The 26974-nt window shown below is 63.3% G+C and carries 17 protein-coding genes; all 17 read right to left on the bottom strand.

The annotated features are described in order from the left end of the window. Positions 1–56 precede the first annotated feature (56 nt). Positions 57–1247, bottom strand: coding sequence for a hypothetical protein (locus ACN0YL_RS11890; RefSeq protein WP_417498126.1), 1191 nt, complete (start codon positions 1245–1247; stop codon positions 57–59). 18 nt (positions 1248–1265) lie between these two features. Further along, entirely contained in the window at positions 1266–1736 is a 471-nt protein-coding gene (locus tag ACN0YL_RS11885) for a hypothetical protein (RefSeq protein ID WP_417498125.1), read from the bottom strand. Between the two features lie 134 nt (positions 1737–1870). Further along, complete coding sequence (locus ACN0YL_RS11880; RefSeq protein WP_417498124.1) at positions 1871–3088, bottom strand: SEL1-like repeat protein; 1218 nt, start codon at positions 3086–3088, stop codon at positions 1871–1873. Between the two features lie 37 nt (positions 3089–3125). Beyond that, positions 3126–4349 carry a tetratricopeptide repeat protein gene (locus tag ACN0YL_RS11875; protein WP_417498123.1) on the bottom strand — a complete coding sequence of 408 codons (1224 nt, stop codon included), beginning with the start codon at positions 4347–4349 and terminating at the stop codon, positions 3126–3128. Continuing rightward, the gene (locus tag ACN0YL_RS11870; protein ID WP_417498122.1) at positions 4346–7474 is read right to left on the bottom strand and encodes an FG-GAP-like repeat-containing protein; all 3129 of its coding nucleotides are present in this window, start codon (positions 7472–7474) and stop codon (positions 4346–4348) included. Before ACN0YL_RS11870 ends, ACN0YL_RS11875 begins: the two co-directional genes overlap by 4 nt. After that, entirely contained in the window at positions 7471–8286 is an 816-nt protein-coding gene (locus tag ACN0YL_RS11865; RefSeq protein WP_417490558.1) for a general secretion pathway protein GspK, read from the bottom strand. The genes ACN0YL_RS11870 and ACN0YL_RS11865 overlap by 4 nt, the downstream gene beginning before the upstream one ends. Next, positions 8286–10286 (bottom strand): type II secretion system secretin GspD, encoded by a 2001-nt coding sequence (gspD, locus tag ACN0YL_RS11860; protein ID WP_417498121.1) that lies wholly within the window; start codon positions 10284–10286, stop codon positions 8286–8288. The genes ACN0YL_RS11865 and gspD overlap by 1 nt, the downstream gene beginning before the upstream one ends. A 134-nt stretch (positions 10287–10420) precedes the next feature. Next, the gene (locus ACN0YL_RS11855) at positions 10421–10837 is read right to left on the bottom strand and encodes a hypothetical protein (protein WP_417490556.1); all 417 of its coding nucleotides are present in this window, start codon (positions 10835–10837) and stop codon (positions 10421–10423) included. After that, entirely contained in the window at positions 10824–11399 is a 576-nt protein-coding gene (locus ACN0YL_RS11850) for a hypothetical protein (protein ID WP_417490555.1), read from the bottom strand. The genes ACN0YL_RS11855 and ACN0YL_RS11850 overlap by 14 nt, the downstream gene beginning before the upstream one ends. Further along, complete coding sequence (locus ACN0YL_RS11845) at positions 11396–12397, bottom strand: hypothetical protein (RefSeq protein ID WP_417498120.1); 1002 nt, start codon at positions 12395–12397, stop codon at positions 11396–11398. Before ACN0YL_RS11845 ends, ACN0YL_RS11850 begins: the two co-directional genes overlap by 4 nt. Continuing rightward, positions 12349–12972, bottom strand: a complete 624-nt coding sequence (locus ACN0YL_RS11840) for a type II secretion system protein (RefSeq protein ID WP_417498119.1) — start codon at positions 12970–12972, stop codon at positions 12349–12351. The genes ACN0YL_RS11845 and ACN0YL_RS11840 overlap by 49 nt, the downstream gene beginning before the upstream one ends. Beyond that, positions 12969–13346: a hypothetical protein gene (locus ACN0YL_RS11835; RefSeq protein ID WP_417498118.1), complete on the bottom strand. Its 378-nt coding sequence runs from the start codon at positions 13344–13346 to the stop codon at positions 12969–12971. The genes ACN0YL_RS11840 and ACN0YL_RS11835 overlap by 4 nt, the downstream gene beginning before the upstream one ends. After that, positions 13336–13806, bottom strand: a complete 471-nt coding sequence (locus tag ACN0YL_RS11830) for a pilus assembly FimT family protein (RefSeq protein ID WP_417498117.1) — start codon at positions 13804–13806, stop codon at positions 13336–13338. The genes ACN0YL_RS11835 and ACN0YL_RS11830 overlap by 11 nt, the downstream gene beginning before the upstream one ends. Further along, positions 13784–14218, bottom strand: a complete 435-nt coding sequence (gspG, locus tag ACN0YL_RS11825) for a type II secretion system major pseudopilin GspG (RefSeq protein ID WP_417498116.1) — start codon at positions 14216–14218, stop codon at positions 13784–13786. Before gspG ends, ACN0YL_RS11830 begins: the two co-directional genes overlap by 23 nt. Position 14219: 1 nt before the next feature. Next, positions 14220–15308, bottom strand: coding sequence for a type II secretion system F family protein (locus ACN0YL_RS11820; protein ID WP_417498115.1), 1089 nt, complete (start codon positions 15306–15308; stop codon positions 14220–14222). Positions 15309–15450: 142 nt separating this feature from the next. Next, positions 15451–17043 (bottom strand): GspE/PulE family protein, encoded by a 1593-nt coding sequence (locus ACN0YL_RS11815; protein ID WP_417498114.1) that lies wholly within the window; start codon positions 17041–17043, stop codon positions 15451–15453. Positions 17044–17184: 141 nt separating this feature from the next. Further along, entirely contained in the window at positions 17185–26955 is a 9771-nt protein-coding gene (locus ACN0YL_RS11810; RefSeq protein WP_417498113.1) for an Ig-like domain-containing protein, read from the bottom strand. Between the last annotated feature and the right edge of the window lie 19 nt (positions 26956–26974).

Below are 26974 nucleotides of genomic sequence, written 5' to 3'. Positions count from 1 at the left end.
CCGCACCGGCAAAAGCCGGGCGGGGCGTTGTTCGTCAATGCTCAAAAGCGATGACGTCAGTCAGCGGCGCGTTGCGAGCCGGCTTCAGCAACCTGCTGCTCAAGCGCAACCAGGCGCGAATTGAGCTGTTCGATATAGATATGCGCGACTTCGAGTTCGTGCAGCATGCCGCCGACTTTTTCGGTCACATTGAAAGGCTGATCCGGGCTGGTTGGCCCAACGGCTTCCAGATACCGGTTCTCCCACATCGATGCGGCGTGATCCTCGATCGAAGCAACCTGGAAATAGTCCGGGTCATAGGTCCGGTCACACGGCCCGGGGTTGCAGGTCGGCCCGACCGTCGTCAGCCCGGTCTCGTCAATCGTTGCCCAAATGTCATTGGTGCCGCCAAAGCGGATATCGGTATCATTGAAAATTATCTGGGTGTGCCTGTTGTCACCTGTGGAATCCATGGCGATGATCCGCCGGTTCGGACTGTCAGCTTCGAGGCGGATTTGCACGCCGCCGCCGTCATTACTGGTCAAGTGAAGGAACTTCGTACCATTGCCGCTGAAACTGGCCAGCGAGCCTTCGCTGGAGCGCACATCCAGGACAGCCTCATCGGGATTATTCGTCCCCATGCCGACATGCCCTGTGGAGTCCATATACACGGTATTTGCCGGTGTATTGGGCTCGATACGGAACGGCAGACGACTGCCGTGGGTCACGTCGCGAACGAAGAAGTTGGTTTCATTACCAGCGATGTCCCAAGTCTGGGCGGTAAAGCCGCTGGAGCCATTCTGTTCCAGGCGCAAGGTCGGCGAATCGCCGTCGGTCACTTGAAGTTCGACAACCGGATTGCTGGTCCCGACACCAACATCGCCCTGATTATCCACATACAGGGAGTTCGCGGGCGCGCCGGACAGGATTCGGAAAGGGATCGACCCGGCGTCCGCATTTTCAACTGCAAAATAACTCGCCCCGCCGTTGGTCGTGTCATTGATGACGATGCGCCAGTCAGTGGTCGGAAAGCTGCCGGAGTTACTGGTGTCCTGAAAGTGGATGCGAAGATTGTTTTCCTTCAACCGCATCGTATCGAAGCCAAAGCTCTCACCGTTGGCGCAGTCTGTCCCGACGCAGAGACTGCCCTGGACAATCACATCCGTGGCAAACACCTGCGCGGACATCGCCGGAGCGGACAGGCCCAGAATGGCGGCTGCGGCGAGCGCGATCGAGCTGGCCGAATTTGAAAATCTAGACATGTTCATCCCCAGTCAAAATTTCGGTCAGCGCTCAGACGCTGCCGGATCCAATTGCAAAATTTGGCCGTTTACCACGCGAAACGAGCCCGTCATCGACGTGCCGATCCGTGCGACCTGTTGCCGGCCGTCCCGGCCATTAGCCCCGGCGACGGGTGGTGTTGCGAGCACTTGCCGCTCATTGGTCGCCGCCGTCATTTCATAGGTATACAAACCGTCGGGCACAGAACCGAAATCGCCGAGACGGAAAGTCGGCGCGACCCGGGCAGACTGAACTTCGCCGTTATAACCGTTTGGTCCCGACACCCGGAGCGTGAAATTGCTCAGAGACGGGTCAACGCTGAAGCTCAGGCGAGTTCCGACAAATTGTTCGTTATAGCCACCCTGGCCGGCGATCCGGGCTTGCTGCGCCAGCGCTGCGCCGGATGCCACGCTTGCTGCCGCAACCACGGTCGCCGCCGACAAAACTGAAGCAGCCAATAGCTTTGCAATATTCATGAAGCCCCGTCCCCTGCCTTGGCGCGCGCGCGCCATGTAGCTTTATGCTTATGTTTGATACACTAAGCCGGTCGGTGGCAACACCCCCGACGAAATTTTATTTTGCCCCCCAGCCGCTGGCCCCGGCGCCGTATTCAGTCGGTTTCGCGGGCGTGTCTCCCGACTCTTTGCTGTGCGCCCCGCAATTGATCGGCACTCATCTCGACCGCCAACGCATCACGCACCTCGATCGCTCCGGGCACCGCGGCGAGCGCCGCGAGACTGGTCCAGACATAGGCACTCGCATAATCCTGCGGCAAACCGCGCCCATTGGCGTAAATCAGGCCAAGTGCGAATTGTGCCGGCCCAAGCCCGGCCCGGGCAGCGCGTTCGAGCCGGTCGATTCCTTCAGGCACATCCTGGCGCAATCCGTCGCCGTCCAGGTACCACATGGCCGTCAGATAGAGCGCAACCGGGTCCCCGGCCTCAGCCGCTTGTTCGGTGGCAACACCGAATGCCGGTGTCCAGTCGTGATTGATCAGGCGAGCATCGAAGGGGAAACCGATCGTCACGAGCAACGCAGAAAGCGTCGTGCCCCGGCTACGCCGGGCTTGCTCAAGCAAGCGCAGGGACTCGGCCTCATCGACCTCAACGCCGAATCCGCTGGCATACATCACGGACAGATTTGCCAGCCCCTCGCGCAGCCCCTGTCCGGCAGCTTGGGAAAAAAGCTGAAACGCGCGATCATAATCGCGTTCAACGTCCTCGCCGCGAACATAGATCAGGCCGAGATTATTCTGTGCCCGCGCATCGCCGCTCTCACTGGCCTGTCTGAACAGATCAATCGCGAGCAGCGGGTCACGGTCGACGCCGCGGCCCTCGAGATAGAGGACGCCCAGACTGGTCAGGGAGTCGAGATCACCCTGGTCTGCCGCCTGCCGATACCAGCTCGCCGCCTCACCAATCCCGTCCTCGCCACCCAGCCCCGCTTCCAGGGCGCGTGCCAGGTCGGCCTGATAACGGGCTTCGCCGGATAGCGCGGCCGCTCTGAGATAGCTGAGCGCCAGCTGTGGATCGGCCTCAACCGCCTGACCTTCGGAATAGGCGCGGCCGAGCGCATTTCTCGCTGCCGGATGTCCAAGGCTCGCGGCCCGCCGGAAACACTGGAGGGCGGTCTCGAAATTCTGCGGCACGCCCAGCCCGCGCGCATGCAGTTCACCCAGCAGGAATTGCCGCCCCGCTTCATCGCTCGCCTCATCGAGGGTCAGCAAATCCAGGGCATCGCCATATCGGCCCTGCTCGATCGCGAGGGTTGCGCGGCCCACGATATCATCGCCGACCGGCCCCGACTGCGCCCCGACCGGGGCAATCAAGGCCAACCCAAACAGGACACCACAGAGGAGGCCAGGCCTAGTCCTCACGATGCGCCGCCCTCCACTCACTCGCTCGCGCCTGGGCTCGTGCGAGCTCCTCAGGGCTGAGGAATTGGGCGAAGATTGTCCGTTCGTCAGCCGCGCCGGGAACCCCTGCCGCAGCCGCCAGATTCGCCCACACATGCGCCTGGGCATAGTCCTGGGTGACTCCATTGCCGGTCGCATAGCGCCGCGCCATTGCCAGCTGCGCCTGAGGCGAGCCACCCTCTGCGGCCCGTTGAAAATTCTCGAGCGCCAGCGCCGAGTTTTGCGGCAGGACCTCACCGGCTTCATAGAACTCGGCCAACTGGTTCAGCACGACCGGGTCGTTGCTCTCGGCGGCGCGCTCAAGCCAGACAACTGCACCGTCGACACCGGCGCGCGCCGCCTCCGCAACCCACGCCGTCAGCTCCGACGAGTCCCGGCCCTGCAACACGCCGTCAATCGCCAGCTTGCCGAGTCGTGCACCCGTGCCCGGCGCACCGGCCGAATCCGCATTCAGATACCAGCGGATCGCTTCGGGAATATTGAGCTCTGTTCCACGCCCGGTCTCATAGAACAGGCCGACAGCGGCCTGTGCCCGCACCAGCCCGCCCTCGGCCGCCGCGAGATACCAGCGAAAGGCCTCTTCATCATTCGCCGCAACGCCGGTTCCGGAGGCGTAGACATAGCCCAGATTGGATTGCGCCCGGACATCGCCGGCTTCGGCGGCAGCCGTCAGCAGGGCGATGCCGCGCGGGACATCCTGCGTTACTTCAGTGCCGGTCAGATAGTAGGAACCAAGCACCGCCTGCGCGTCGCTCTGGTCCAGCTCGGCCGCAAGCGCATACCACCGCACACCGTCCGCGGCGCTCCCCGCATCCTCGGCCCGCGCCAAGTAGATTTCGGCCAAGGGCGCGCGAGCGGGTTCAAAGCCCTGCTCCACTGCGCGCGTCAGCCACATCACCGCCACCTCCTCATTGACCGGAACACCTTGCCCGATCCTGTTCATCAGACCCAGACGGTATTGCGCAATCGGCACACCCTGGCTGGCCAGGCCCGCGAGAATTTCGGCAACCTGCGCGTAGTCGGCACCGGCATATGCCTGCTCCGCCTCGGCCATGACGGCTTCGGCCTGTTCGGGGCTGAGCGCCGGTGCGTGACGGTTTGAGAGCAAGCTCCATCCGACGATGCTTGCTACCAGGACAAGGGCGGCAACTGCGGCAATCCAAGCGGTCTTCATGGTGTGTTCCCTTCCAGAGGATCATCTGTGCCGGTCTGCGCTGTACGGGTGACCCTATAGGTGGCCCCCGACTCAAGGGGCGTCTCGATCCGCGTCAGGCCGCCATCGGCCCAGGCGATGGAGACCGAGGTGACCTGCGTCGCCTCACCCAGTCCGAAATGGGCGGTCGGCGCGTCAAATGACATATACCCCCCGCCCAACTGCACTTCACGCATCTGCATTTGCTCACCGTTTTCGCCATAGCGAATTTCGACGCGGGCACCGATGCCGTCACGATTTCCGATCCGGTCATCGAATTCAAAATCAATCGCATGGTGATCACGTGCATTGTTCACAAAGGCGACCGCCGGTCCGTTGACGGGAACAGCCACGATGTCGAGATCGCCGTCATGATCAAGATCGGCGACCGTTGCCGCCGCAGTGATGAGATAATCACTCAAACCCCAGGCCTCAGTGACTTCCTCGAATCCCTCGCCGCCATTATTGCGCAGGAAGATATTCGAGGGCGTCACCTCATTGGGGACCCATGTGCCGTTGACGATATAGACATCCTGCCAACCGTCATTGTCGAAATCGGCGATCGACACATCCCAGCTCCAGCCGCCCACCTCCAGACCGAGATCCCGGCCACGCTCGGCATAGCTGCCATCACCAAGCGGTGAGAGCAGGATGTTGCGCGCCAGAACCTGCGGGATGGCCGCATCCTGCTCGGCCGCCGTCATGGCACGCGAGGGCAGGAAGTGAATGTCGCAATACTGGCGCGCACGAATCTGGCCAACCGGCACAAGGGCGCACATTTCCGGACTACGGTTCTGGATCGCAATATCCTTGATCAGCATGCCGCGGCATTCCGAGCGATACGGCTCGGCCAGCGGGGCGCAATGATCGGCGAAAGACGGGTCGAGCGCATTGCCCGGACGATACCAGGCCTTGATATCCATGTTTTGCTGACAGACCGCCTGGTCTGCCGCCCGCAGGATACCGTCGCAATACTGCTCGATGGGCTGCATTCTCAGCCGGCTGGAGATGCCCGACGCCCGGCCGGCGATCTGCGCGAGGTAAATCTCGGCCTCGCCATCATTGGTCAGGTCACGCGCCGAAACCGACATGGTCGTCGTCGTGGTCATCGGAATGCGGCCGTCCTGATGGGTGATGGCAGAAAAGCCGCCGGCGCCGTCGCCCAGGTAGAAATAGTCCGGCACTTCGAAATCATTGCCGACCAGCAGGTCCTGGGTGCCATTATGGTCGATATCGCTGAGCAGGATCGACAGGGTCTCGCCGGGAATCCCCGGCAAGTCGGCAAAACTGTCGCCTGACAGCGCGCCGTCATCATTGAAGATGATGCGGTTGCGCGATTCCTCGCCGGGAATGCGACGGTACCAGCCCGCCGCCCAGTTCCCCAGTGCCAGATCCAGATCGCCATCACGGTCGACATCACCGAAGCTCAGCGCCATCGCCAGAATGGCATTTTCACGATTGCGCACCGGCCGCAGGCTGTCCGGATCGAAACGGCCATTGTGATTGGGCAGGATGTAGAGGCCCTGCTGATAGGTCGCGAGAAACAGGTCCAGCCAGCCATCATCATCGATATCGACGAGCACGGCGTTGAACACCGGCATGTCTGCAATGGCGCCGAAATCCTGCTCCATGGCCGCAAACTGGCCGCTGCCGTCATTGAGGTAGACGTGCAAACCGGCCCGGGTCGAGGCGAAGACCAGATCGACATCGCCATCGCGATCAATATCACCTGAACTGATGGCGCGCCCCTCCCAGAAGGGTGGCCACATGTCGGCGAAGGAAAACTCGACCGGATGATCAATCCCGATCTGCCAGGCTTCGATCCGGGTGAAGGCCGTGTCGCCGCGCGGTGCGGACGCGGCCCCATAGGGCAAGCGCTCAAGGCTGATCTGACCCGGCGCCGCGGAAGTGTCCGCAGCGAGCGGATTCACCACGGTTTCCAAAGGCTCGGCCGCAGCCTCTGTAGTGAGCATTTCGATCGCCCGCCGGGTCTGGAAGTCGTGATATTTTTCCGCACCCAGCCCGGCGAAGAAGCCCAGCACCATCACGATGACACCGAGCATGAAGGCGGCGCGCCAACCCACAGATGTGCCGACGATAAGGAAGGAGTAGATGCTGAAGCTGCCAAGCGTGAAGACCAGCGCCATGATGTAGCCATGGCTGGCACCGCCATTGAGCAGCGCGCCAGAGAGCACGACGTCGAAGCCGATCGGCACCGGCATGAAGGTACCGATCACCGCCACAATACCGACGCCCAACGGCCCGAAATCACCGATTGCCAGCCCCTGGGGTGGCATCAGCGTGCCCGCGACAGCACCGAGAAAGCCCGCCAACAGCATCAGCGGCAGGGTCGTTCGCAGGATGAACCAGAGGTTCCGCCCGTAATCGCGCACGAAGTTGAGCACCGCCTGCGGGAAGGATTCGACCGGCATATCGTCGCTTTCTTCCAGCGCCGGCGCCATGGGTGCCTGTTCGGTCCCGGTCACGCTGGAGAGCAGTTTTTCCTGTGGGATGAAACGGCACAGGACCGGAACCGCGACCAGGATGACCAACAGGCTCAGAACGAGCTTGGTGGCGGCGATATAGAAGGGCAGCAGCGAAAACGACATCGTCATCACGACGATATTCAGGGTCGGCGATGCGATCATGGCCGACAGGGTCGTCTCCGCCCGAGAGCCCCCCTGGTACAGGCCCTTGGCGATCGGTGCCGCGCAATTGACGCACACACCCAGCGGCGCCCCCAGGAACATGCCGTAAAGGGAATTGGAGAAGGGAAGCCGGAAATTGCGTCGCCGCATATAGCCCAGCAGGGTCAGGAAGGCGGCGCCGAACAACAGGCCGAAGGTCATCCCCTTCTTGTTGGTATCGATCCAGTTGACCGTCGAATAGGCGATCCGCTCCATCACCGACAACCCACGCTCGATCGGCAGCACAGCCTCGAAGCCGAGCGGATCCTCAAGCTGGATCGCGCCGCCCATCATCGCCTTCTCGTCCAGCGACGGATAGCGCGAGCCGGTCCAGAACATATAGGCCAGCGCCGTGATCAACAGGGCCGCAAAGATCAGGCGCCGCGAGTGCGCCCGCGAAACTGGATTGACCATATTCATGCTGGCTGCCCTCCTGCCGGTGCCGTGGTACTGCATCCACCCGGATTGTACATCTCGACCGGGAAGGCGACCCAGTCGAAGGGACGATTGCGGTTGGCCCCGAACAGGGCCAGTGCGGCGAGGCTGGACGCCCCGCCATCGGGCCGGACAATATCGGCCTGGAATGCGACCCGGACGCCATCCATCGAGCTTGCGACATCCTCGGCCGTCAGTTCGATCTCGCCCTCCGGCGTTCCGCCAAACACCGTCAGATAGGGTGCCAGGCAAGCCAGGCGCTGAGGCGTCATATCGAGGACCTGCACAAGTTCGGCTACGCTGACGAACGGTCGGTTTTCCGGCCGTTTTCGTGATCCGGGCGGGTAGTCGTCACGCTCCGCGCCCCGGGCGCGGGCCAACTCATCATTGTCACGCCAGTCGAGAATCTGATCCGTCAGCCGCTGCGCGGTGATTTCCGGCTCGCCGAGTCCCGTGAAGAGCGCCATCCAGGCTTCGTCATTGGCCATGTTGATGTCCAGCCGGGTCTGGGCCGGCGCCAGGCTCACCCGGACGGGCGTGCCCGATACGGTCACGGTCCGCGGCAGGCTGGCGATATAGCTGCGCCCGACCAGCGCCGTGTCGAAGGCCACCAGATCGAGCGCTGACAGCAGGGTCTCGCGCTCCGCCAGCATCGTGCGGCGCCCCGCACCCAGCCGCAATTCCGTCTGGGTCATCGCCATGGCGCCGGCAAGGATGACAGCCAGCAGCACGGACATCCACAGGACAAAAATGATGGCCGAGCCGGCCTGCCGATTATGCGGGCGTGCGATACTCATCACTCAAACAGGTCGCCGCGCCTGGCTTCCAGTGCCTCAAGTTCGCGGCGCACGTGAATCAGCACATTCGCTGCATCCTCATCCGTCGCGATAATCCGCGGCGTCAGGAAAATCACCAGCTCGCTGCGCTCGCTGCTGATATCGCGGTTCTTGAAAATATTGCCGAGCCCGGGAATGCGCCCGAGCAGGGGAATGGCGGCTTCGTTGTCGGAGTGCGCTTCGCGGATCAACCCCCCGAGGGCGACGGTGTTATCGCTGCGCACAGCCACGGTGCTGGTGAATTCCAGCTTCTGGATCGTCGGCGAGTCGATGCCTGACGTCGTGGTCGGACGCACGCTGCTCACCTCCTGCATCACATCAAGCACCACCATGCCACTGGCATTGATGCGCGGCGTGACCTGCAGGATAACGCCGGTCTGGCGCAACTCGATGGACGACACCAGCGGCGCGTTGGCTTCGGTCACCGAACTGGCGGTCTGCGTCACGATCGGGACTTCATCGCCGACCTGGAGGTGAGCGGTCTGATTGTTCTGCACCATGATCGAGGGTGCCGAGAGCACCGTGACATCAGTGATGGAGTTGAGTGCGTTGAGAGTTGCGCGCAGGTCCGTCCCGGCGAAGGCATAGTTAAAACCGGGATAGACCGGGTTTGTGGTGCCATTCACGTCATCGGTGAAGCCGGTTGTGGTCACCGACGAGCCGGACTGGTTCTCGAAATACCAGCGCACACCGAAGCTCAATCCGTCGACCAGCTGGACCTCGGCGATCGTCGCCTCGATCAGGACTTGCGGCGGCATCACGTCCATACGCTGCACCAGCTCGAGGATTTCGCGGTATTCCTGGTCGGTGGCGCGGATGATCAATGCATTGTTGAGCTGGTCGGGAATAATCGCCAGACGGCCTTCAGGTCCATTTGCGCTGCCTGCATCCGACGCCCCGGCGCGGTCATCCCCTTGTTGTTGCGGGGCGAACGTGGCGACACCGCCGGTCTCTCCACCGGCGAAGGCCGCCGTGATCTGCGAAGCCAGGGCACTGGCCGGCGTATTGCGGACCACATAATAGCGCAACCGGCGTTCATCCCCACCGGAAGGCCGGTCAAAGCGGGCAACCCAGGCGCCGATCTGCTCGAACTGGGCGCGATCACGGGTGACGACGAACAACAGGTTCAGGCGCGGCAGGGCTATGGTCGTCGTCGCGCCGGTACCGCCACCCAGGCCTGCGAGTACGGCGTCCACTTCACCCTTGGCGGTCTCGGCATTCACATATTGCAGCTCATACATGCCAAAAACGCGATTGGTCAGGAAGGGGCGGTCGAAGGTCTCGATGGCATCGACAGCGCTCTCAACCTCACCGGCCGGCCCGGCAATTACCAGAACGCCCTCGACGTCATGCGGGATCACATCAACGCGCTCTGACAGGAACGGATCGATCAGGGCCAGGATGGAGCTTGGATTCGTGTGCGTCACCGGCACGACCCGGCCGCCATAGCCCAGCGACGTGGAATACTGGGACAGGCTGGCCTGGGCCTCACCCTCACGCGTGAGCAGATAGCCGGCTTCCCGCTCGATCAGGGCGAAGCCGGATTCGCTCAATACAGTTTCCAGCGCTGCCAGGGCAACACGGGCCGAGGTGGGCTCGGGCGATGTCAGCGTGATCCGTCCTTCGACACCGGCGGCGACCAGAACCGGACGGCCGAGCGCATCGGAAATGATCGTGCGGACCGCATCGGCAACCGGCGCATCGACAAAGTTGAGCCGCAGGGTCGTCGTATCGAGGCTGCGGTCACCGGAAACGCTGGTCGCAGGCGTCCCGCGCTGTTGATCGAAATAGACCAGGCGGTCACTACCGCCCTCGGCAACCGGGCGGTCCTGGGGCATCTCGCCGGGCGGCGTCATCGCCGAACCTTCCGGAGCGGCATCCGTGGCCCCGGCCCGAGGCGAGGGAACCGGATGAGCCGGGTATTGCGCCGCATGCACACCACGCGCATCGGGCATCACCATGGAACACCCTTGCAGTGCCAAGACCAATAGGGCCGCAAGACCACCGCGCCAACACCGCAAAACCACGCTCATTCCTCCCCCAGAATTCAACATTCTGGACCTTATGCCCAATCCCCGGAAAGCTCCAGCCTCACTCACCGGGCCAAGCGCAGAGTGACCTGGTTGCCATCACGCTCCAGCACAATGCGGTCCGCCTCGATGGCGGTGGCTTCATAGCCATCAAGAACCCCCCCGAGCCCCAGGGAACGCGTTCCGCCGGCACCGGCGATAACTGCCAGGATCCTGCCATCCACCTCGACCAGCCCGACCAAGCTGTATCCAGCCAGTTCGTCGACAGGCGCGAGCGGCCTGGTGATCCGGACGGGTGCCGGCCGCAACCGCCCCTCCAGCCAGGGTGCCCAGCCATCAGCATCGCCCGGTTCGGCTACAAGGACTGCCGGCGCCGGTGGCTCGAGCGGCGGCTCAAGCGCAATCGGCATGAAGGACAGCGCACCCAGAACGAAGAGCGACAGGACGGCGCCCGACCACAGGAGCTCGTTACGATTCATCATACCCCGCCACCAGATAGCTGTGCCGCAACTGCAAGCTTCCACGGACCCGGCCCTCCGGTTGTCCCGGCTGTGCGACAAGGTTCAGGTCTGCAAGAAGGATCCCGGCGTGCTCCAGGGCCACAAAGGCCCGCAGCACCTCGCCGAGGGTTCCGGAAAACTGAACCTCCCCGACCAGCTCTATAGCGTCATTGCCCGGCGGGCCCTGTTGCACGCTCGGGGCCCGCAGCAAGTGCGCACCGGAGTCGATCAGGGCCTCGGAAATCCGGTCGAGATCGGCATCAATGGCCTGGCGGGCGAGATCCGGATCGCTGTATTCTCGAACAGTGTCCTCGGTCTCGCCGTGCGCCTCATACCAGGCATTGATCGCCTCACTCTGACCATTGACCCGCTGGGTGAGTGCCGAAACGGTCTGGCGCACACTCCTGGCTTGGTGCCAGGCCTGGACCATCCCCGTCGCGGACAGGATCACCGGCAAGACAATCAGAAGAACCACCCCGCTCAGGATCGCCCAAGCGATAGTCAGGCGCAGCCGGGCATCCAGCGACGAGAACATCCCGGTCATGATTCATCCCCGAGCGGCAGTTCCAGTCGCGTGAGCGTCGCGGCATCCGTGGTGTCAGGGTCAGGGCCTTCGATCACAAGCGAGTGCGGGGGCTCGAGCGCCACGGTCCGGATCGTCAGGTCTTCCGGCGCACGGCCACCCAGCTCGCGCAATGCCTCGACAACCCGGTCGAGGGGCACGTTGGGCGCCCCGCCCTGCATGGCGCGTTCGGCCAGCTCAATCCCGAGCTCCGCATCGCGCAAGCTACGGGCAAACCCGATCAGCTCTGTCCGCCGTAACTCGAGCGTTTCCGCTTCGCGGGAAAACCGGTCGGCCCAAGCGATGCAAACCATCACACACGCGGCTATAATCAGCAGCAGTCCCGGCCCTCGTCCGATGCCCCGGCGCCGGCGGCCTGCCGATCCGGCCGCGAAGCGAAATCCCGGCTCGCCCGCTGCATCCACCGCGCCGACAACGCTCCAGCGCACGGCGGACCCGGGCAGGGCATCAATAGCCTGCTGCAAATGCGACGCGCGAATAACCGCAACCTCGATTTCGCAACGCCCCCCGACAGGCGGCGCGAGCTGCCGGAAGGCGAATCTGGCCTGATCGACCGGCAGCGGGCTGAATTCATTCAGGCGCAATTCAAGAGCCGCACGCCCGCGGCGGGCGACACCCTCGCTGACCTTGAGGACTTGGCGGTATTGTCCCGAGTCTGGCAATTCAAGCTGCAGCTCAGGCGGCTCCGCACCCGCCATGCCCTCACCCAGACATGTTTCGCCGAACCAGGATCGATAGCGCACGCCGACCGGGATCAACTGATTGTCCGGCCCCAGCCTGGCAAGGCGGGCATCCGGACTGCGGCCGAACTCGCGGATCGCGCGCGGCAGCGTGGCGCGGACAGTTGCCAGCGCCCACCCGAAAGTGAGGCGGAGCTGATCCGTCAGTTGTGCCAGTTGTGTACCTCCGGTCACTCGGCATCCCCCAAGCAGATACCTTGCCCAGAATCGAAGCCGCAATCAAACGGGCCTGCACCGCCGACGCGTGCCTCGATCCGTTTCCGGCCGCCATCGCGCGCCAACAGGTCCAACGCCACCAGTTGCGGCGGCGCAATCTGGTCCCAGTTTTCGTGCCAGACTGCCCCTTGCCCATCATCGGCATCACCAAAATACAGGAAACGGATCTGATCGAGCTGCTCGGCCAGCACTATGCCTTGCGGCGCGCGCGGGCTGGTCTCAAGGCGCGGCAATGTCAGCTCCAGGCGACCGGATTCGTATTCCAGACGTGCCAGCTGCGGTGTCCCTGCGGCGGTCGCGAGCGTGAGGAAGCTGAGAGAGGTGGGCGTGCCTGCCAGCTGACCGGTCGACGCCGAACGTGGCGGCCGGTGCGCCCGCAACAGAAGTTCGCGCAGCAGGTCCTCGGCTCCGGCTCCGGCCTCGAGATCGGCAACCAAGCTTGATGCCCTCGCCTCGACGCGGACCGCCGTCCTGACAGCCGGCACCAGCACCGCCGCGATCCCGGCGAGAATGACAACCGCGATCAGGGCTTCCATCAAGGTGAAGCCGGCGGCGTTGTCGCGTTCAGCCAGAATCATGGCTCGTCATCCGTCAGCAGATATCCGTCCTCGACAAAAATGAAGTCGAGCGCCAGGCGCGGGGCAGTGTGTTCAAGCCGGGCGCGCGTCAACACCGCCCCCGTGCGAGGGTCGACCGGCCGGTCGACGGCCAAAATGGATATTCGCCAGTCCGGATAATCCGCAGCCACATTCGCGGCCCGGTCACCGGCGCGCAGACGGGCCGAAATATTGGCACCCTCAAGGAGCACGTGCTGCATGTCAGCGGCGCCGCGGGCGCCGCGTAAGGCGACTGTCATGCCTGACATTGCCATGGCGACGACGGCGGCGGCGATCACCGAAGCAACCAGCACTTCGGTCAGCGCATAGCCGTCTTCCCTGGGGTTAGCCGGCATGAACCCGCCCCGTAACCCGGTCGATCTGCACGGACAGGCGGTCGTCACCTCGCAGGATCTCGACCTCCAGCTCGGGGGACTGAATGGTCCTGGGCGGCAGGGTCAGCCCGGCCGCCACCTGCCAGCTGCCAGCCTGGCGCACGCGCCAGACCGCCGTCACACCCTGCGGCCAGGCCCGATCTATATCCAGAGCCTCGATGCTGTACCCCCGAGGCGTCAGCTGGATGGCCGTCTCGTCTCCCGAACTCCGGGCCCTCAGACTGGCACGCCGCAAATCGAGCACCAATTGCTCGGCTGATCGCTGATACCGCAAATGCCCGAGAGACCCGGCGAGCGCAACGCCGGACAGGCTGGCGACGGCCGCGAAAATGCTGAGCGCAATCAATAGCTCGAGCAGGGTCATACCGCGCTCATTGGCGCTTGGCCGACCGCCCTGATCAGCTGCGGGAGAGATCACCATCTTCGCCCTCACCACCCTCTTCGCCGTCACGGCCAAAACTCGTCAGGACAAAACGGTCACCCGGCTCGGCGCGCAGATAGATATAGGGGCGTCCCCACGGGTCGTTAAATCCCGAACTGTTTCCGAAATATGGGCCGCGCCACAGCACGCTCTCGTCCGGCGCCTCCATCAGGGCCTCAAGGCCCTCATCGGCGTCGGGATAACGGCCCATATCGAGATAGAACAGCTCGAGCGAGGTTGCGATCGAGGACATCTGTGCCTGGGCAACATCGGTCTTCGAGCGGCCGAGATAGCCGATCACCCGTGGTGCCACGATGGTCGCGAGCAGGGCCAGAATGACGAGAACCACCAGGAGTTCGAACAAGGTGATGCCGCGCTCGCTCGCCTTCGGCTGCCGGGATGTTGTCGTCATATCAATAAACCACTTCATTGAGACTCAAGACCCCTGACATCACTGCGGCAATCACGCCGCCCACACACAGGCCGAGTATGCCGATCATCACCGGCCCGATCAATTCAACCGAACTCTTGAGCATGTTGCGGACCTCGCGGTCGTGTAGCTTCGCCGCCCGGTTCAGCATGACATCGAGGCGTCCGGTTCGCTCGCCCAGCTCGACAAAACGCAAGGCCTGTGCCGGCAGCACCCGCTGTCGACCCAGCGCCACGGACAGGCTCTCACCGGCACGTACGGCATCACCGGCCACCGCGTAGCGCGCCTGCAGTCCCGGCGATGCGATCGTGCTGCGCGCCACGACCTCGGCGCGCGAGAGAGGTTGTCCGCTGGCGAGGAGCAGACCGAGCGTCCGGCAATAGCGAGCCGCCTCCAGCGTGCGCAATGTCGCCCCGAGAACGGGAACGAGCTGAATCAGCCGATCAAGCCCGGACCGGAACTGTCGCGCGAGCAGGCGCATGCCGATCGCGAAAGCAATGATCAAGGGCGGGATCCAGACGACATAGGCTCTCAGGAACGCGCCAACGGCGAGCACAAAAGCTGTTTCCGGCGGCGGTGCGACGCCCGCATCAAGAAAGATGGTCTCGAATTGCGGCAGCACGAAATAGGACAGGAAAACCAGCGTCAGGCTGATCAGCACCACCAGTGCCATTGGATAGATCATCTGGCCGATCAGATCCTGGCGCAGGCTGCGCTCATCTTCCATCTGCGCCGCCAGCTCCACCAGGTTCTTCCCAAGCAGGCCCGAGGCCTCGCCAGCGCGGGCTAGCGCGATCAGCAGGCGCGGAAACTGACCGGCGTCAACCTCAAGCGCCTTGCTGAAGGCTTCACCATGGCGAACCTGGTCCTCGACCCGAACCAGCGCCGCTCGCAAGGCCGGCCGTCTCTCATGCTGGGCGAGGCTGGCGAGCGCGTCGCGCAGCGGGATGCCGGCATCCACGAGTTCGGCAATGCCTCGAGTGAAGTCGAGAACCTCCGACGCCTCCAGATGCGTACGCCGGCCGCTGAACAGGCCAGTCGCGGCCGGTGCCCGCTTCAATTCCAGTGGCATGCCGCCGAGGGCTCGCAATTTGAGGAGCGCCTCTGCCTCGGAGCAGCCAACGACCTCACCCCGCATCAGACGCCCGTCGGGCTGCTCGATCGTATAGCGCCAACTCGCGGGCCGCCCTGCCCCGGCGGTATCTGGCTGGCGATCAGGCACGGCCAACAGCCCGATTCACTTCGGCCATCGTGGTCACGCCGGCATCGACCTTGTTGCGGCCATCCTCGGACATCGGAACGAATCCGTTCTGCAGCAACACTTTCGCCAGGCCCGGCCCGGTTGCGGACTGACGAATGGCCTCACGCATGGCTTCGTCGACCTCAAAACCTTCCGCAATCGCCACGCGGCCGCGAAAGCCGGTGCCCTGGCACGCCGGGCAACCAGCCCCTGCACAGGAGGCGCAGGTGCGCCTGACAAGACGCTGGGCGAAAACGCCGACCAGGGTCGAGGCGAGCAGATAATCCTCCACGCCCATATCGAGCAGGCGCAGGACCGCCGAGGCCGCATCATTGGTGTGCAGGGTCGAGAGCACCAGATGACCGGTCATCGCGGCCTGGATCGCCGTCTGGGCGGTCTCGCTGTCACGGATTTCGCCGACCATGACCACGTCGGGATCGTGGCGGAGGAATGAGCGCAGCGCGCTGGCGAAATCGACGCCGATCAGCGGATTGGTCTGGGACTGGGCAATTCCGGGCAGCCGGTATTCGATCGGATCCTCGATCGTGAGTATCTTGCGTTCGCCGTCAGCAAGGCGGCGCAGAAAGGAATACAGGGTCGTCGTCTTGCCGCTGCCGGTCGGCCCGGTCACCAGGATCAGACCATGCGGGCGCTGCAGGACCGCTTCGGCGACGGCCTTGACCTGGCCTGGCAGGCCGAGGTCGTCCAGTTCCTGCAGGCTCGCCTCGGGATCAAGCAGACGCACCACCAGGCTCTCGCCATGCTGGGCGGGCACAACCGAGACCCGCAGATCGATGGCGCGCCCCGCCACCGGCTGGGTGAAGCGGCCATCCTGGGGCCGCCGGCGTTCGGCGATATCAAGGTCGGCAAGAACCTTGATGCGTGAGATCGCCGCCAGGGCCTGCGTCGTATCCAGCGTTTCCAGATCCCGCAGCACACCATCGACCCGCAGGCGCACCACAGTTTCGCGCGGTCCCGGTTCGATATGGATGTCGGTCGCCCGCTCCCCCGCCGCTGCCGTGATCAAGCGATTGACCAGGCGTACGACAGGAGCCGTGCTGGCCATATCCTTGAGGCGGTCGAAATCCGCGGTGACGTCGAACTCGCGGCCACCGCCCGACGGGACGCGGTCATTGAAGCGGCGCTGATACAGCGCGCTAAACTGGGAGTGCGTCGTCACGACGGGCCGCACTGTACGGTCGAGGGCAAAGGCCAGCCCGCGCAAGCCGGCATCGCGGGCCGGGTCAATTAGGGCGACGGTCACGGCATCAGCATCGAGCGCGACAGGGATCGCCCGTTCCGCAAGCAGGAAGTCGGGATTGAGCTGGCTATCCAGGTCGGCAATCGAGCCAGATTCAAGCGCGGCAAGGTCGAGACAGGCCTCAAACCCTGCGGCGCTGGCAAAATGCTCGGCCAGGAAGGCCTCTGTCAGCAGGCCGAGCTGGGTAAGGACCTGATCGATCGGCTCGCCGGTTCGCCCGAGCAAGGCCGTGGCGTGCGCGGCTTCGGCAGCGGTGAGATGTCCCGCCTCCGACAATTCGCGCAATCTGACGTGATCGATTTCCATGGTCACAGACTAATACATTTCGCCCGCTTGTGTACGTCGCATTACCGCATGAGAAAGACAGGCGCAGAAGGCCTGAAAGGCAACCGGCCCGCCAGTTGGCGGGCCGGATACCGTCAGTGTTCGAGCAGCAGGCCGCCGAACCTATTCCATGCTCAGCGGCATCCGGATGCGGATCATCGCATTGTTGGCCTCGAACTCGCCGAGACCAAGGCCGATGATGCCGAGTTCGCCCGAGATCATGCCGCCATTGGGCAGCTCGGCAGTGAGGCCGAAGCGTGCATCGGCGCGCAAACCGCCAATGCCCTGCAGATTACCCGCCGCGTTATAGACGTCCGCGTCATCGTAATCCCACAGTGCGGTGAGGCGGACATAGGGTTCGAAATAACCGCCTTCGGCGTTGATGAAGCGATAGGCCAGTTCCGGTCCGGCATTGATCCGGCCGAGCGTGATTTCCTGGCTCGGGATCAGGAAGCCAAGCGTATCGGTGTAGGCGTCCTGTTCCTCGTTGAAATAGGCGATGCCGATCTGTGGCGACAGGCGCCAGTTTCCGGAATGCATCTCGCCGCTCAGATTGGCTTCCACCAGCCAGCGGCTGGTTTCAAACGCATCGGTGTAGAGGCCGATCGGATTGACGTCATTTTCCGAACGTCCCCAGGCACCGCGAGCGTCGAGATAGACATTGTCGGCCAGGCGGGCAGCGACATACGGACCGGCCATCCAGCCATCGCCGCTGACTTCACTGCGATAGGTGCCGGTAACCGTCTCGGCATGATCCCACTGCAGCAAGGCACCGACCAGCACGTTTTCGGACGCCATCATGTCGACACCCAGATAGTAGAGGCCAAAGGTCGAATTCGCGTTCAAGCCGGCGCGGTCGTCATCAATGCTGGTGTAGACGGCCTGGGCCCAGACATCGAGGCTCGCAATTCCGGTCTCGCCATCGAGGTTGAATTGCTCATCACCCGGCATCTGCGGCTGGCCACTCTCGGCGGCCTGGCGGATGGCCGACAGGCTCGTGGACATGTCGGCGGAGAAGCGGCCGTCCTGATAGTCAGCGGCAAACCGGTTCGGGGTCGCCGTCATCCGGCTACCGCGGATCCGGCTGGCCAGCTCCGGCGAGTTGGTCAGGAGTTGATCGGCACGGGCTGCCATGAAGCTGCGAATTGCGCTCTGGGTGATCTCACGGATGAAATCCTCATCGCGCCGGTTGGCAAAGGTACAGACCATGCTTTCCTCGGGATCGAGGTCGATGATCATGGTGCCGGTTTCAAGATCGAAGCTCGAACCGCCATCGGTGTCACCGGTGCAGCTCATCGCATTGAGGGCCCAGCCCTCCGACGCCGCCTGGGTGAGGCTGTAGGAGCCACGCAGCACCGTCAGCTCACCCGAGCTGGCCGTGCCGCCCGACGTCGAGAGTGAGAGACCGTTCAGTTCGGCCAGTGTGGAGGTGTAGGTGAACACGCCGTCGCCGGCCTCGGAAGGCGCTGTGGTGGCGATGATGGTCAACGTGCCCTCACGGGGTTCCAGCGAGATCGTGACCGGTATCGTCAGGACGGTCAGCTCGTTCGCCCGTGCGCCCAGTGGCTTTTGCGGGGACGTTGAGATCTCGGTGATCGTGATAGTGGCCGTATATGTCCCGGGATCGAGATCAAGCACGTCGTCATTGAAGGTGACGGTGAATTCCAGCGATCCTTCGGCCGGAATATCGCCTGACTGTGGATCGATATCGAGCCAGCTCACATCGGTCGCTGCGGTAAAGCGGAACGCGGTGCCGCCGGTGTTGGAGAGCGAGAAGCTCGTGCTCGTACCCGTCGGGTCGTCCACGGCAGAGTCCAGCGCCAGTTCAACGGTTGGAATGGCCGCTTCATCGATCGCCGGATCTGCAATGGCAGAGAAGGTACAGGTCACTGAGTCAGCCGGAGCAAGCGAGATCGTGACCGCGCCTGTTGAGCCGTTCACGGAAGTCGTGCCGCCCGAACAACTCGCGCCGTCAAAGCTGAAACCATCCTCGGCTGACGGAGCGACGACATAATCGCCCTCGGCCAGCCCGGTGAAGGCCTGCGAGCCGGACTGGCTTGCTGTCAGGATCGAGAAATTCCCGAGATCGCCGGTGAAGTCGAACTCGCCATCGACCGCGCCCGTTACGGTCTGGGCGATGGTGATGCCGCCGCGGCGCAACTCGACACTGAAGAGGTCGGCCGTTGTCGCATCTGCGAGCAGATTACCGGCGATGTCTGCAGCACCGGAAACCGTGACGTCGATATCGTCGGCCATGATGCCGCTGTCGAGCAGGTCATAGCTGGCGGTGAAGACCGTATTGCCGCTCGACCAGGCCGAAGACTGCAGGCTCAGCGTCGCGGAGAGATCGGCACCGACGAAGGCGAATGCCGGATCCGTTGCCGGATCGAGGGCTTCAGAGAACGTTGCGGCGACCGTGAAGCTGGTGCCGAGATCGCTGAGTGTGAGATCAGCGTCCGACACGACAACCGACAGCACCGTTGGCGCGCTGATGTCGGCATCGACGCTCAATTGGGTGGCCGCGAGATTGGCATTACTGGCGCTGTCGCTGGCCACACCAGCTGCGACATCGACGGTCACGGCGCCATCAGACGCCGGCGTGATCGTCGCGGTATAGGCACTTCCCGATCCGGCAAAGGCCGAAGCGGCACCATTGCCGACCGCGATATCGCCCAGCGCGAAACCGGTGACCGATTCCGAAAACGTGAAGCTGGCCGTAAAGGCACCGGTCTGGGTGCCGGACGGTCCGGCAATCACGAGCGTCGGCGCGGTGCCGTCGCTGGTGATCGAGAACTGGGTCGCGGCTGTATTGCCATTGCCGGCCGAATCCTGCGCCGCAGCAGCGGCGACATCGACCGTGACGGCCCCGTCGGCTGTCGGCGTGATGGTGGCCGAATAGGTGTCGCCCGAGCCCGCGAACGCGGAGGCGGCACCATTGCCGACCGTCAGGTCGCCAATGGCGAAGCCGGTGACACTCTCCGAGAACACAACATCCAGCGTGAAGGCACCGGAGACCGGATCAGCCGACACGGATGACAGAACGACGCTGGGCGCGGTGCCATCGCTGGTGATCGTGAACTGTGTTGCCGCCGAATTGCCATTGCCCGCCGAATCCTGGGCAGCGGACGCAGCGACGTCAACTGTGACCGCGCCATCAGCTGTCGGTGTGACGGTGACCGAATAGGTATCGCCCGAACCGGCGAAAGCGGAAGCAGCACCATTGCCAACCGTCAGATCACCGATCACGAAACCGGTGACAGATTCCGAGAAAACCACATCCAAGGTGAAGGCGCCCGAGACCGGATCGCTCGAGACACTGGAAAGCACGACGCTGGGTCCTGTCTCGTCATTGGTGATCGAGAACTGCGTCGCAGCTGCGTTGTCATTGCCCGCGGCGTCCTGAGCGGCGGCGGCAGCGAGATCGACCGTGACGGCGCCATCGGCGACCGGCGTGATCGTCACAGAATAGGTGTCACCCGAGCCTGCAAAGGCGGAGGCGGCACCATTGCCGACCGTCAGATCGCCAATGGCGAAATCGGTGACGGATTCCGAGAAAACGATATCCAGCGTGAAGGCGCCAGAGACCGGATCAGCCGACGCCGTCGAGAGCGCGACCGTCGGGGCCGTGGCATCCCGCGTGATCGTGAACTGGGTCGCAGCGGTGTTGTCGTTTCCGGCCGAATCCTGGGCGGCAGCGGCTGCGACATCGACTGTGACAGCGCCGTCAGCGGACGGTGTGATGGTGGCGGAGTAGGTATCACCGGAGCCGGCGAAAGCGGAGGCCGCTCCATTGCCGACCGTCAGATCGCCGATCGCGAATCCTGTGACCGATTCCGAGAACACAATGTCCAGGGTAAAGGCGCCGGACACAGGGTCCGAGGAGACCGTCGAAAGCACAACTGTCGGGGCGGTGCCGTCATTGGTGATCGAGAACTGGACGGCAGCGGAATTGTCATTGCCAGCGGCATCCTGTGCCGCGGCGGCGGCAAGGTCGACTGTAACGATCCCGTCAGCTGCCGGCGTGATCGTGACCGAATAGGTATCGCCCGAACCGGCGAAAGCAGAAGCCGTACCATTGCCGACCGTCAGGTCACCAATGGCGAAGCCGGTGACGCTTTCCGAGAACACGACATCCAGCGTAAAGGCCCCGGAGACCGGATCGGTTTCGCTCGTCGAAAGGACTACGCTTGGCAGCGTGCTGTCGCTGGTGATCGAGAACTGGGTCGCAGCGGTGTTGTCATTGCCGGCCGAATCCTGGGCGGCAGCCGCAGCGAGATCCACGGTGACAGCGCCGTCAGCGGACGGCGTGATGGTCACCGAATAGGTGTCGCCTGAACCGGCGAAAGCCGAGGCGGCGCCATTGCCAACCGTCAGATCACCTATCGCAAAACCGGTGACGGTTTCGGAGAAGACGACATCAAGCGTGAAGGCACCGGATACCGGATCGCTGCTGACACTGGACAGCGTCACACCCGGTGCGGTTTCATCGTTGGTAATCGAGAGCTGTGTGGCAGCCGTATTGTCATTGCCGGCCGTATCCTGGGCAGCGGCAGCAGCGACATCGACAGTGACAGCGCCGTCAGCGGACGGCGTGATGGTGGCGGAATAGGTGTCACCGGAGCCGGCGAAGGCCGATGCACTACCATTGCCGACCGTCAGATCGCCGATGGCGAAGCCGGTCACCGATTCCGAGAACACGACGTCCACGGTGAAAGCACCGGACACCGGGTCCGACGAGACCGTCGAGAGCACAACCGACGGGGCCGTGCCGTCATTGGTGATCGAGAATTGCGTCGCCGCCGTATTGTCATTGCCTGCCGCATCCTGGGCGGCAGCAGCAGCGAGATCGACCGTGACAGCGCCGTCAGCGGATGGCGTGATGGTGGCGGAATAGGTATCGCCAGAGCCGGCGAAGGCCGAGGCGCTACCATTGCCGACCGTCAGATCGCCGATAGCAAAACCGGTGACCGATTCAGAGAAAACAACATCCAGGGTAAAGGCGCCGGAGACCGGGTCAGAGCTGACACTGGAAAGCACGACACTCGGCGCGGCCTCGTCATTGGTGATCGAGAACTGGGTCGCGGCGGTATTGTCATTGCCGGCCGAATCCTGGGCGGACGCGGCGGCGACATCGACCGTGACGGCGCCATTGGCGGCCGGTGTAATCGTCGCCGAATAGGTATCGCCCGAGCCCGCAAAGGCCGAAGCCGCGCCATTGCCAACCGTCAGATCGCCGATGGCAAAGCCGGTGACGCTTTCCGAGAACACTATATCAAGTGTGAAGGCGCCGGATACGGGATCAGACGAGACCGAAGACAGCGCCAAAGTCGGGGCCGTACCGTCATAGTTGATCGAGAACTGGGTCGCGGCGCTATTGTTATTGCCAGCGGCATCCTGGACTTTCACAGCATCCAGATCGACGGTGACCGGACCATCAGACGTCGGGGTAATGGTGGCGGAATAGGTGTCGCCGGCGCCGGCGAACGCCGATGCGCTACCATTACCGACCGTCAGATCGAAAATGGCAAAACCGGTGACGGGTTCGGAGAAGATCACATCAAGCGTGAAGGCGCCCGCAACAGGTTCGGTGGCGACGCTCGACAGGACTACGGTCGGTCCGACGGTATCCTTGGTCGCCGTGTCGGTCACCGCTGCACCGGCATTGCCGAGGCTGTCAGTGAGAGTCGCCGAAAGGGTTATCGTGCCATCGGCAAGACCGGAGACGTCGAGCCCGCCGATCGATCCGGCCGCCGTCGAAACGGTCACACTGTCAGACACGGGAGCTCCGCCACCATCGCTCGTGATCGTGTAGTCGAGAGTGGCACCCACCTCAAAACCGGTGAAGCCGAACGAGACATTGGCGGCAACGCCGGCGGAAATGAGAGGCTGATCCAGCGTCACGGCGTAGCCCGCCGGCGCGGTAAGATCGGCCGTGATCGAGAATTGTGTGGCGACGAGATTCGGATTGCCGACGATATCCTCGACCTTGCCGGCCGCCATATCGACCGTCACGGCGCCTGAGGCAGACGGGGTGATGGTGACGGTATAGGCGGTGCCCGAGCCGGCCAGGCCCGAGGCCGTGCCATTGCCGACGGTGAGGTCACTGGCGGCAAAACCGGTCACGGCCTCGTCGAAGGTGACATCAAGAACAAATGAGCCAGCGAATGGATCGGCGGAAGCCGTCGAGAAGCTCGGTGTCGCGCCGCTTTCGTCATTGGTGATGGTGAACTGGGTCGCGGCAAGACTGTCGCCGGCATCCGCATCGACCGCAGCCGCAGCTGCAATATCGACCGTCACGGCGCCATCGGCAGCCGGCGTGATCGTGGCGGAGTAAGCCGTTCCGCTACCGGCGAAATTGCTGGCTGCACCATTGCCGACGGTCAGGTCCGTCACGTCAAAACCGGTCACCGGTTCGTCGAAATTCACGGCGATATCAAAGGCGCCCGAGACGGTGCCCGACGACGCACTGGTGATGACCGGGTGTGGCACATTCTGATTGACCCCGATGGAGAACTGCGGAGCCGCCGAATTGCCGCCACCGGAAGCGCCATTCGCGACCAATCCAGCGATATCAACCGTCAGGGTTCCGTCGCGCACAGGCGCGATTGTCGCGGTGTAGACGGCGCCAGAGCCACTGAACTCGTCGACCGCGCCCCCATCAACCGTGAGATCTCCGCTATCAAAACCCGTGACCGATTCAGAGAAGGTCACGGTGATATCGAATGTGCCCGCTGTCACAGGATCAGCGGCCGCGCTGGAAATCGCAACAGTTGGAGTCGTCAACAATGGAATGGTCAGATCTGGCCCAAGACGGTTGGGTGCGCCACCCGGATCGGCCGTGGCCGACGCCGCCGGGAGACTGATCACCAGGTCGGCAGCGCCCGTCGCGTTGGCGAAGAATGAGTAATTGGCGCCACTGCCCGCGAACGCAACGATCCCGGATGATCCGGTAGCGACAAAGTCGGCGGCGGCCAGCCCCGTCACAGCCTCATCAAACTCGACGGTGATTTGCACGAAACCACTGAAGGAGATCGACGTCGTCGCACTCGTGATCGTTGCAATCGGCCCGAGTGAAGACGCCGTCACCGAGTACTGCGCTGCAGCGGCACTATTGACCGCGCCGCCGTTCTGGGCGGCTCCCGCAGGGAGATCCACCGTAACCGCGCCATCTGCATCCGGAATGATTGTCGCGGTATAGACGCTGCCGGCGCCGGCGAAGGCGCTGGCCGCACCATTGCCCACGACGATGTCGGAAAGCTCAAACCCCGTCACATTCTCGGAGAAGGTGAAAGTCGCGGTAAAGGCATCCGAAACCGGCCCTGCAGGCCCGGAGATCGCCACAGTCGGGGAACCGAGTACAGCGGCGATCGAATACTGCGTCGCAGCGACATTGCCATTGCCGGCCAGATCAGTGGCGGCGTCGGCGGCGACATCCACGGTGACCGTGCCGTCAACCGTCGGCGAGATGGTCGCGACATAGACCGCGCCCGAGCCACTGATGGCCGTCACCGTCCCGTTTGCGACTGTCAGCGTCGAGGCAACAACCCGGTCCATATCCTCTGAGAATGTGAGCGTGACATCGAATGCACCCGCAACCGGCGCGACCGCCGCGCTGGAAAGGGCCACCGTCGGGTCGGTCACATCGGCTGTCAGCGACAACTGGGCCGCGGCGAGATTGTCATTCAGATCGCCATCCTGGGCGACACCGGCGGGCACATCGACCGTCACGGGGCCGTCGACCGACGGGGTGACGTCAAAGCTGTAGACATTGCCCGAGATCGACTCATTCGAGCTGGTGCCATTGACGATCAACACATCTGTAAACAGGAAGCCGGTCACGGCCTCGGAGAAGGTCACGGTCACGGGGAAGGCGCCGCTCACCGGTGAGCTCGCAGTCGCCGCAATCACCACGGTCGGCGCGCCATCGGCGGTCGACTCGATCGAGAACTGGGTCGCGGCGGTGTTGTCGTTGCCGGCGGTATCCTGGAAGGCGCCGCCAGCGACATCAACCGTCAGCGTACCGGCAGCCGTCGGCGTAATCGTTGCCGTCAGATCATCGCCCGCGCGCTGGATATTCGTGGCCTCACCGTTGACGACAACAAGATCATCCAGCGTAAAGCCCGTGAAGGTTTCAGAAAAATCGAGATCGAGCGTGAACGCCGCACTGACCGGGCCAACGGCCGAGCTCGTCATGGTGAGGGTCGGCGCAACGGCATCCGCCTGAACGTTCAGTGTCGTCGCGGCGAGATTGTCGCGCCCGCCGGCGTCCTGGGCAGAGGCCGACGGAATATCGACTTTCACCGTCCCGGAAGCACTCGCCACAATGGTGACGCTATAATCGGCACCCGAACCGGAGAAACCGGTGACCGTGGCATTGGTCAGGACCAGATCATCGACGGTAAAGCCGGTGACGGTTTTGGAGAACGTTATGGTGGCAGTGAACGATTCGCTGGTCGGCGAGGAGGCAGCCGTGGTGATCGCGACTGTCGGCGCCGCAATATCAGCCTCGACCGAGAGGGTGTTGGAGGCCGTGTTCCCGTTGGTATCGGCATCGATAACCGTGGCAGCGCCAACCCGGATCGACAAGGTTCCGGTTGTCGTCGGCGTCAGGGTCGCCGTATAGGTCGTGCCGGAGCCGGAAACGCTGTCCACCGTGAAACTGCCGGCAATGAAATCGCCAACATCAAAGCCGGTTACCGCCTCATTGAACACAACATCGACAACAAACGGGCCACCGACCGGCTCGACTTCACTCGTGGAGATGACAACGGAGGGCACATCGGTATTGGCGGTATAGACCTTGGCGGCACCGGTATTGCTATTGCCCGCTGCGTCGGTGACCTGCCCGGCATCATAGCTGAGAATGACAAGGACTCCGGTCAGGCCCGGGTCTGGCGTCAGGGTGAAGCTGTACCGCTGGCTTGAGATTTCAGTGAAATCGGAAATCGCGCCGTTGGTCGCCGCGATCTGTCCAGCCACAACGCCCGAGACATCCTCGCTGAACTGGAGAAAGGCCGAGATCGGGCCTTCAATCGTTGTGTCCGCCTCCGCATCCAGGAACGAGGGCACAGGCGAGGTCCCGTCATAAGTCACCGTATAGGTCGGCGCCGCATTGATGTCTGTTGCGCCGCCGTCCACCGCAGCACCGGCTGCGATGTCGACCGTCACATCGCCATCGGCGGTCGGCGTGATCGTGGCTGAATAGCTGTCGCCCGAACCGGCAAAGGCCGAAGCGGCACCGTTGCCGACGACAAGGTCATCAACGGTGAACCCGGTCACAACGCCATCAAAGTTGACGTTGGCCGTGAACGCCGCATTGAGCGGGCCGGCCGGGCCGGAAATCGTCGGTGTCACGCGGGCCGAATTCGGACCGGGGCAGCTGTCATCAAGCGCGCTGGCATCAAAGCTGAGACTGGCCATCTGATAACTGTCAGACTCATAGCTCTCGCCGACGGAATAGAGAGGGGAGCCGGTGTTCTGGTTATAAGCCACCAGGGTATAGGCCGAACCATCAGTGGGGGTCTGGGTTGTCGGCACGGAAATGGTCGAGGTTGCAGAATAGGCGGCCGCCGAAATGCTCTGGTCGGAAGAGCCAATGATGGTGCCGGTGCCGTCGAGCAGGAACAGGGAATAGGTGTCGAGCGAGCCGGTGTCGGCGCTCTGGAAAGTGGCAGTGAAGCTCGCTCCAAAACTGGACGATGACGCGGCAGTGCAAAGACCATCGACCTGAAGGCTGGCCGCACCATTGAACGATCCGCTCGCAGCCTCGGCCGGCACGGTCAGGGCCACGCTTCCGAGGATCGCCAGAGCAGCCGTCCCGAATCCGCTGACAAGGCCGGAGAAGCGCGCCCGCCAATGCGACATACGCGAATCTACTCGATCTATCTTGGTCATAATGGCCCCTTCACCCCTG

Origin of the sequence: Maricaulis sp., from assembly GCF_048269565.1 — a bacterium.
Lineage (GTDB): Bacteria > Pseudomonadota > Alphaproteobacteria > Caulobacterales > Maricaulaceae > Maricaulis.
This window is presented reverse-complemented; position numbering and strand designations above follow the sequence as displayed.

Excerpts from the sequence above, each read along its gene's own strand:
- ACN0YL_RS11890 (WP_417498126.1), bottom strand. The coding sequence starts at position 1,247 with ATGAACATGTCTAGATTTTCAAATTCGGCCAGCTCGATCGCGCTCGCC.
- ACN0YL_RS11885 (WP_417498125.1), bottom strand. The coding sequence starts at position 1,736 with ATGAATATTGCAAAGCTATTGGCTGCTTCAGTTTTGTCGGCGGCGACC.
- ACN0YL_RS11875 (WP_417498123.1), bottom strand. The coding sequence starts at position 4,349 with ATGAAGACCGCTTGGATTGCCGCAGTTGCCGCCCTTGTCCTGGTAGCA.
- ACN0YL_RS11870 (WP_417498122.1), bottom strand. The coding sequence starts at position 7,474 with ATGAATATGGTCAATCCAGTTTCGCGGGCGCACTCGCGGCGCCTGATC.
- ACN0YL_RS11865 (WP_417490558.1), bottom strand. The coding sequence starts at position 8,286 with ATGAGTATCGCACGCCCGCATAATCGGCAGGCCGGCTCGGCCATCATT.
- gspD (WP_417498121.1), bottom strand. The coding sequence starts at position 10,286 with ATGGTGATGCCCGATGCGCGTGGTGTGCATGCGGCGCAATACCCGGCT.
- ACN0YL_RS11855 (WP_417490556.1), bottom strand. The coding sequence starts at position 10,837 with ATGATGAATCGTAACGAGCTCCTGTGGTCGGGCGCCGTCCTGTCGCTC.
- ACN0YL_RS11850 (WP_417490555.1), bottom strand. The coding sequence starts at position 11,399 with ATGACCGGGATGTTCTCGTCGCTGGATGCCCGGCTGCGCCTGACTATC.
- ACN0YL_RS11840 (WP_417498119.1), bottom strand. The coding sequence starts at position 12,972 with ATGATTCTGGCTGAACGCGACAACGCCGCCGGCTTCACCTTGATGGAA.
- ACN0YL_RS11835 (WP_417498118.1), bottom strand. The coding sequence starts at position 13,346 with ATGCCGGCTAACCCCAGGGAAGACGGCTATGCGCTGACCGAAGTGCTG.
- ACN0YL_RS11830 (WP_417498117.1), bottom strand. The coding sequence starts at position 13,806 with ATGGTGATCTCTCCCGCAGCTGATCAGGGCGGTCGGCCAAGCGCCAAT.
- gspG (WP_417498116.1), bottom strand. The coding sequence starts at position 14,218 with ATGACGACAACATCCCGGCAGCCGAAGGCGAGCGAGCGCGGCATCACC.
- ACN0YL_RS11820 (WP_417498115.1), bottom strand. The coding sequence starts at position 15,308 with ATGCCACTGGAATTGAAGCGGGCACCGGCCGCGACTGGCCTGTTCAGC.
- ACN0YL_RS11815 (WP_417498114.1), bottom strand. The coding sequence starts at position 17,043 with ATGGAAATCGATCACGTCAGATTGCGCGAATTGTCGGAGGCGGGACAT.
- ACN0YL_RS11810 (WP_417498113.1), bottom strand. The coding sequence starts at position 26,955 with ATGACCAAGATAGATCGAGTAGATTCGCGTATGTCGCATTGGCGGGCG.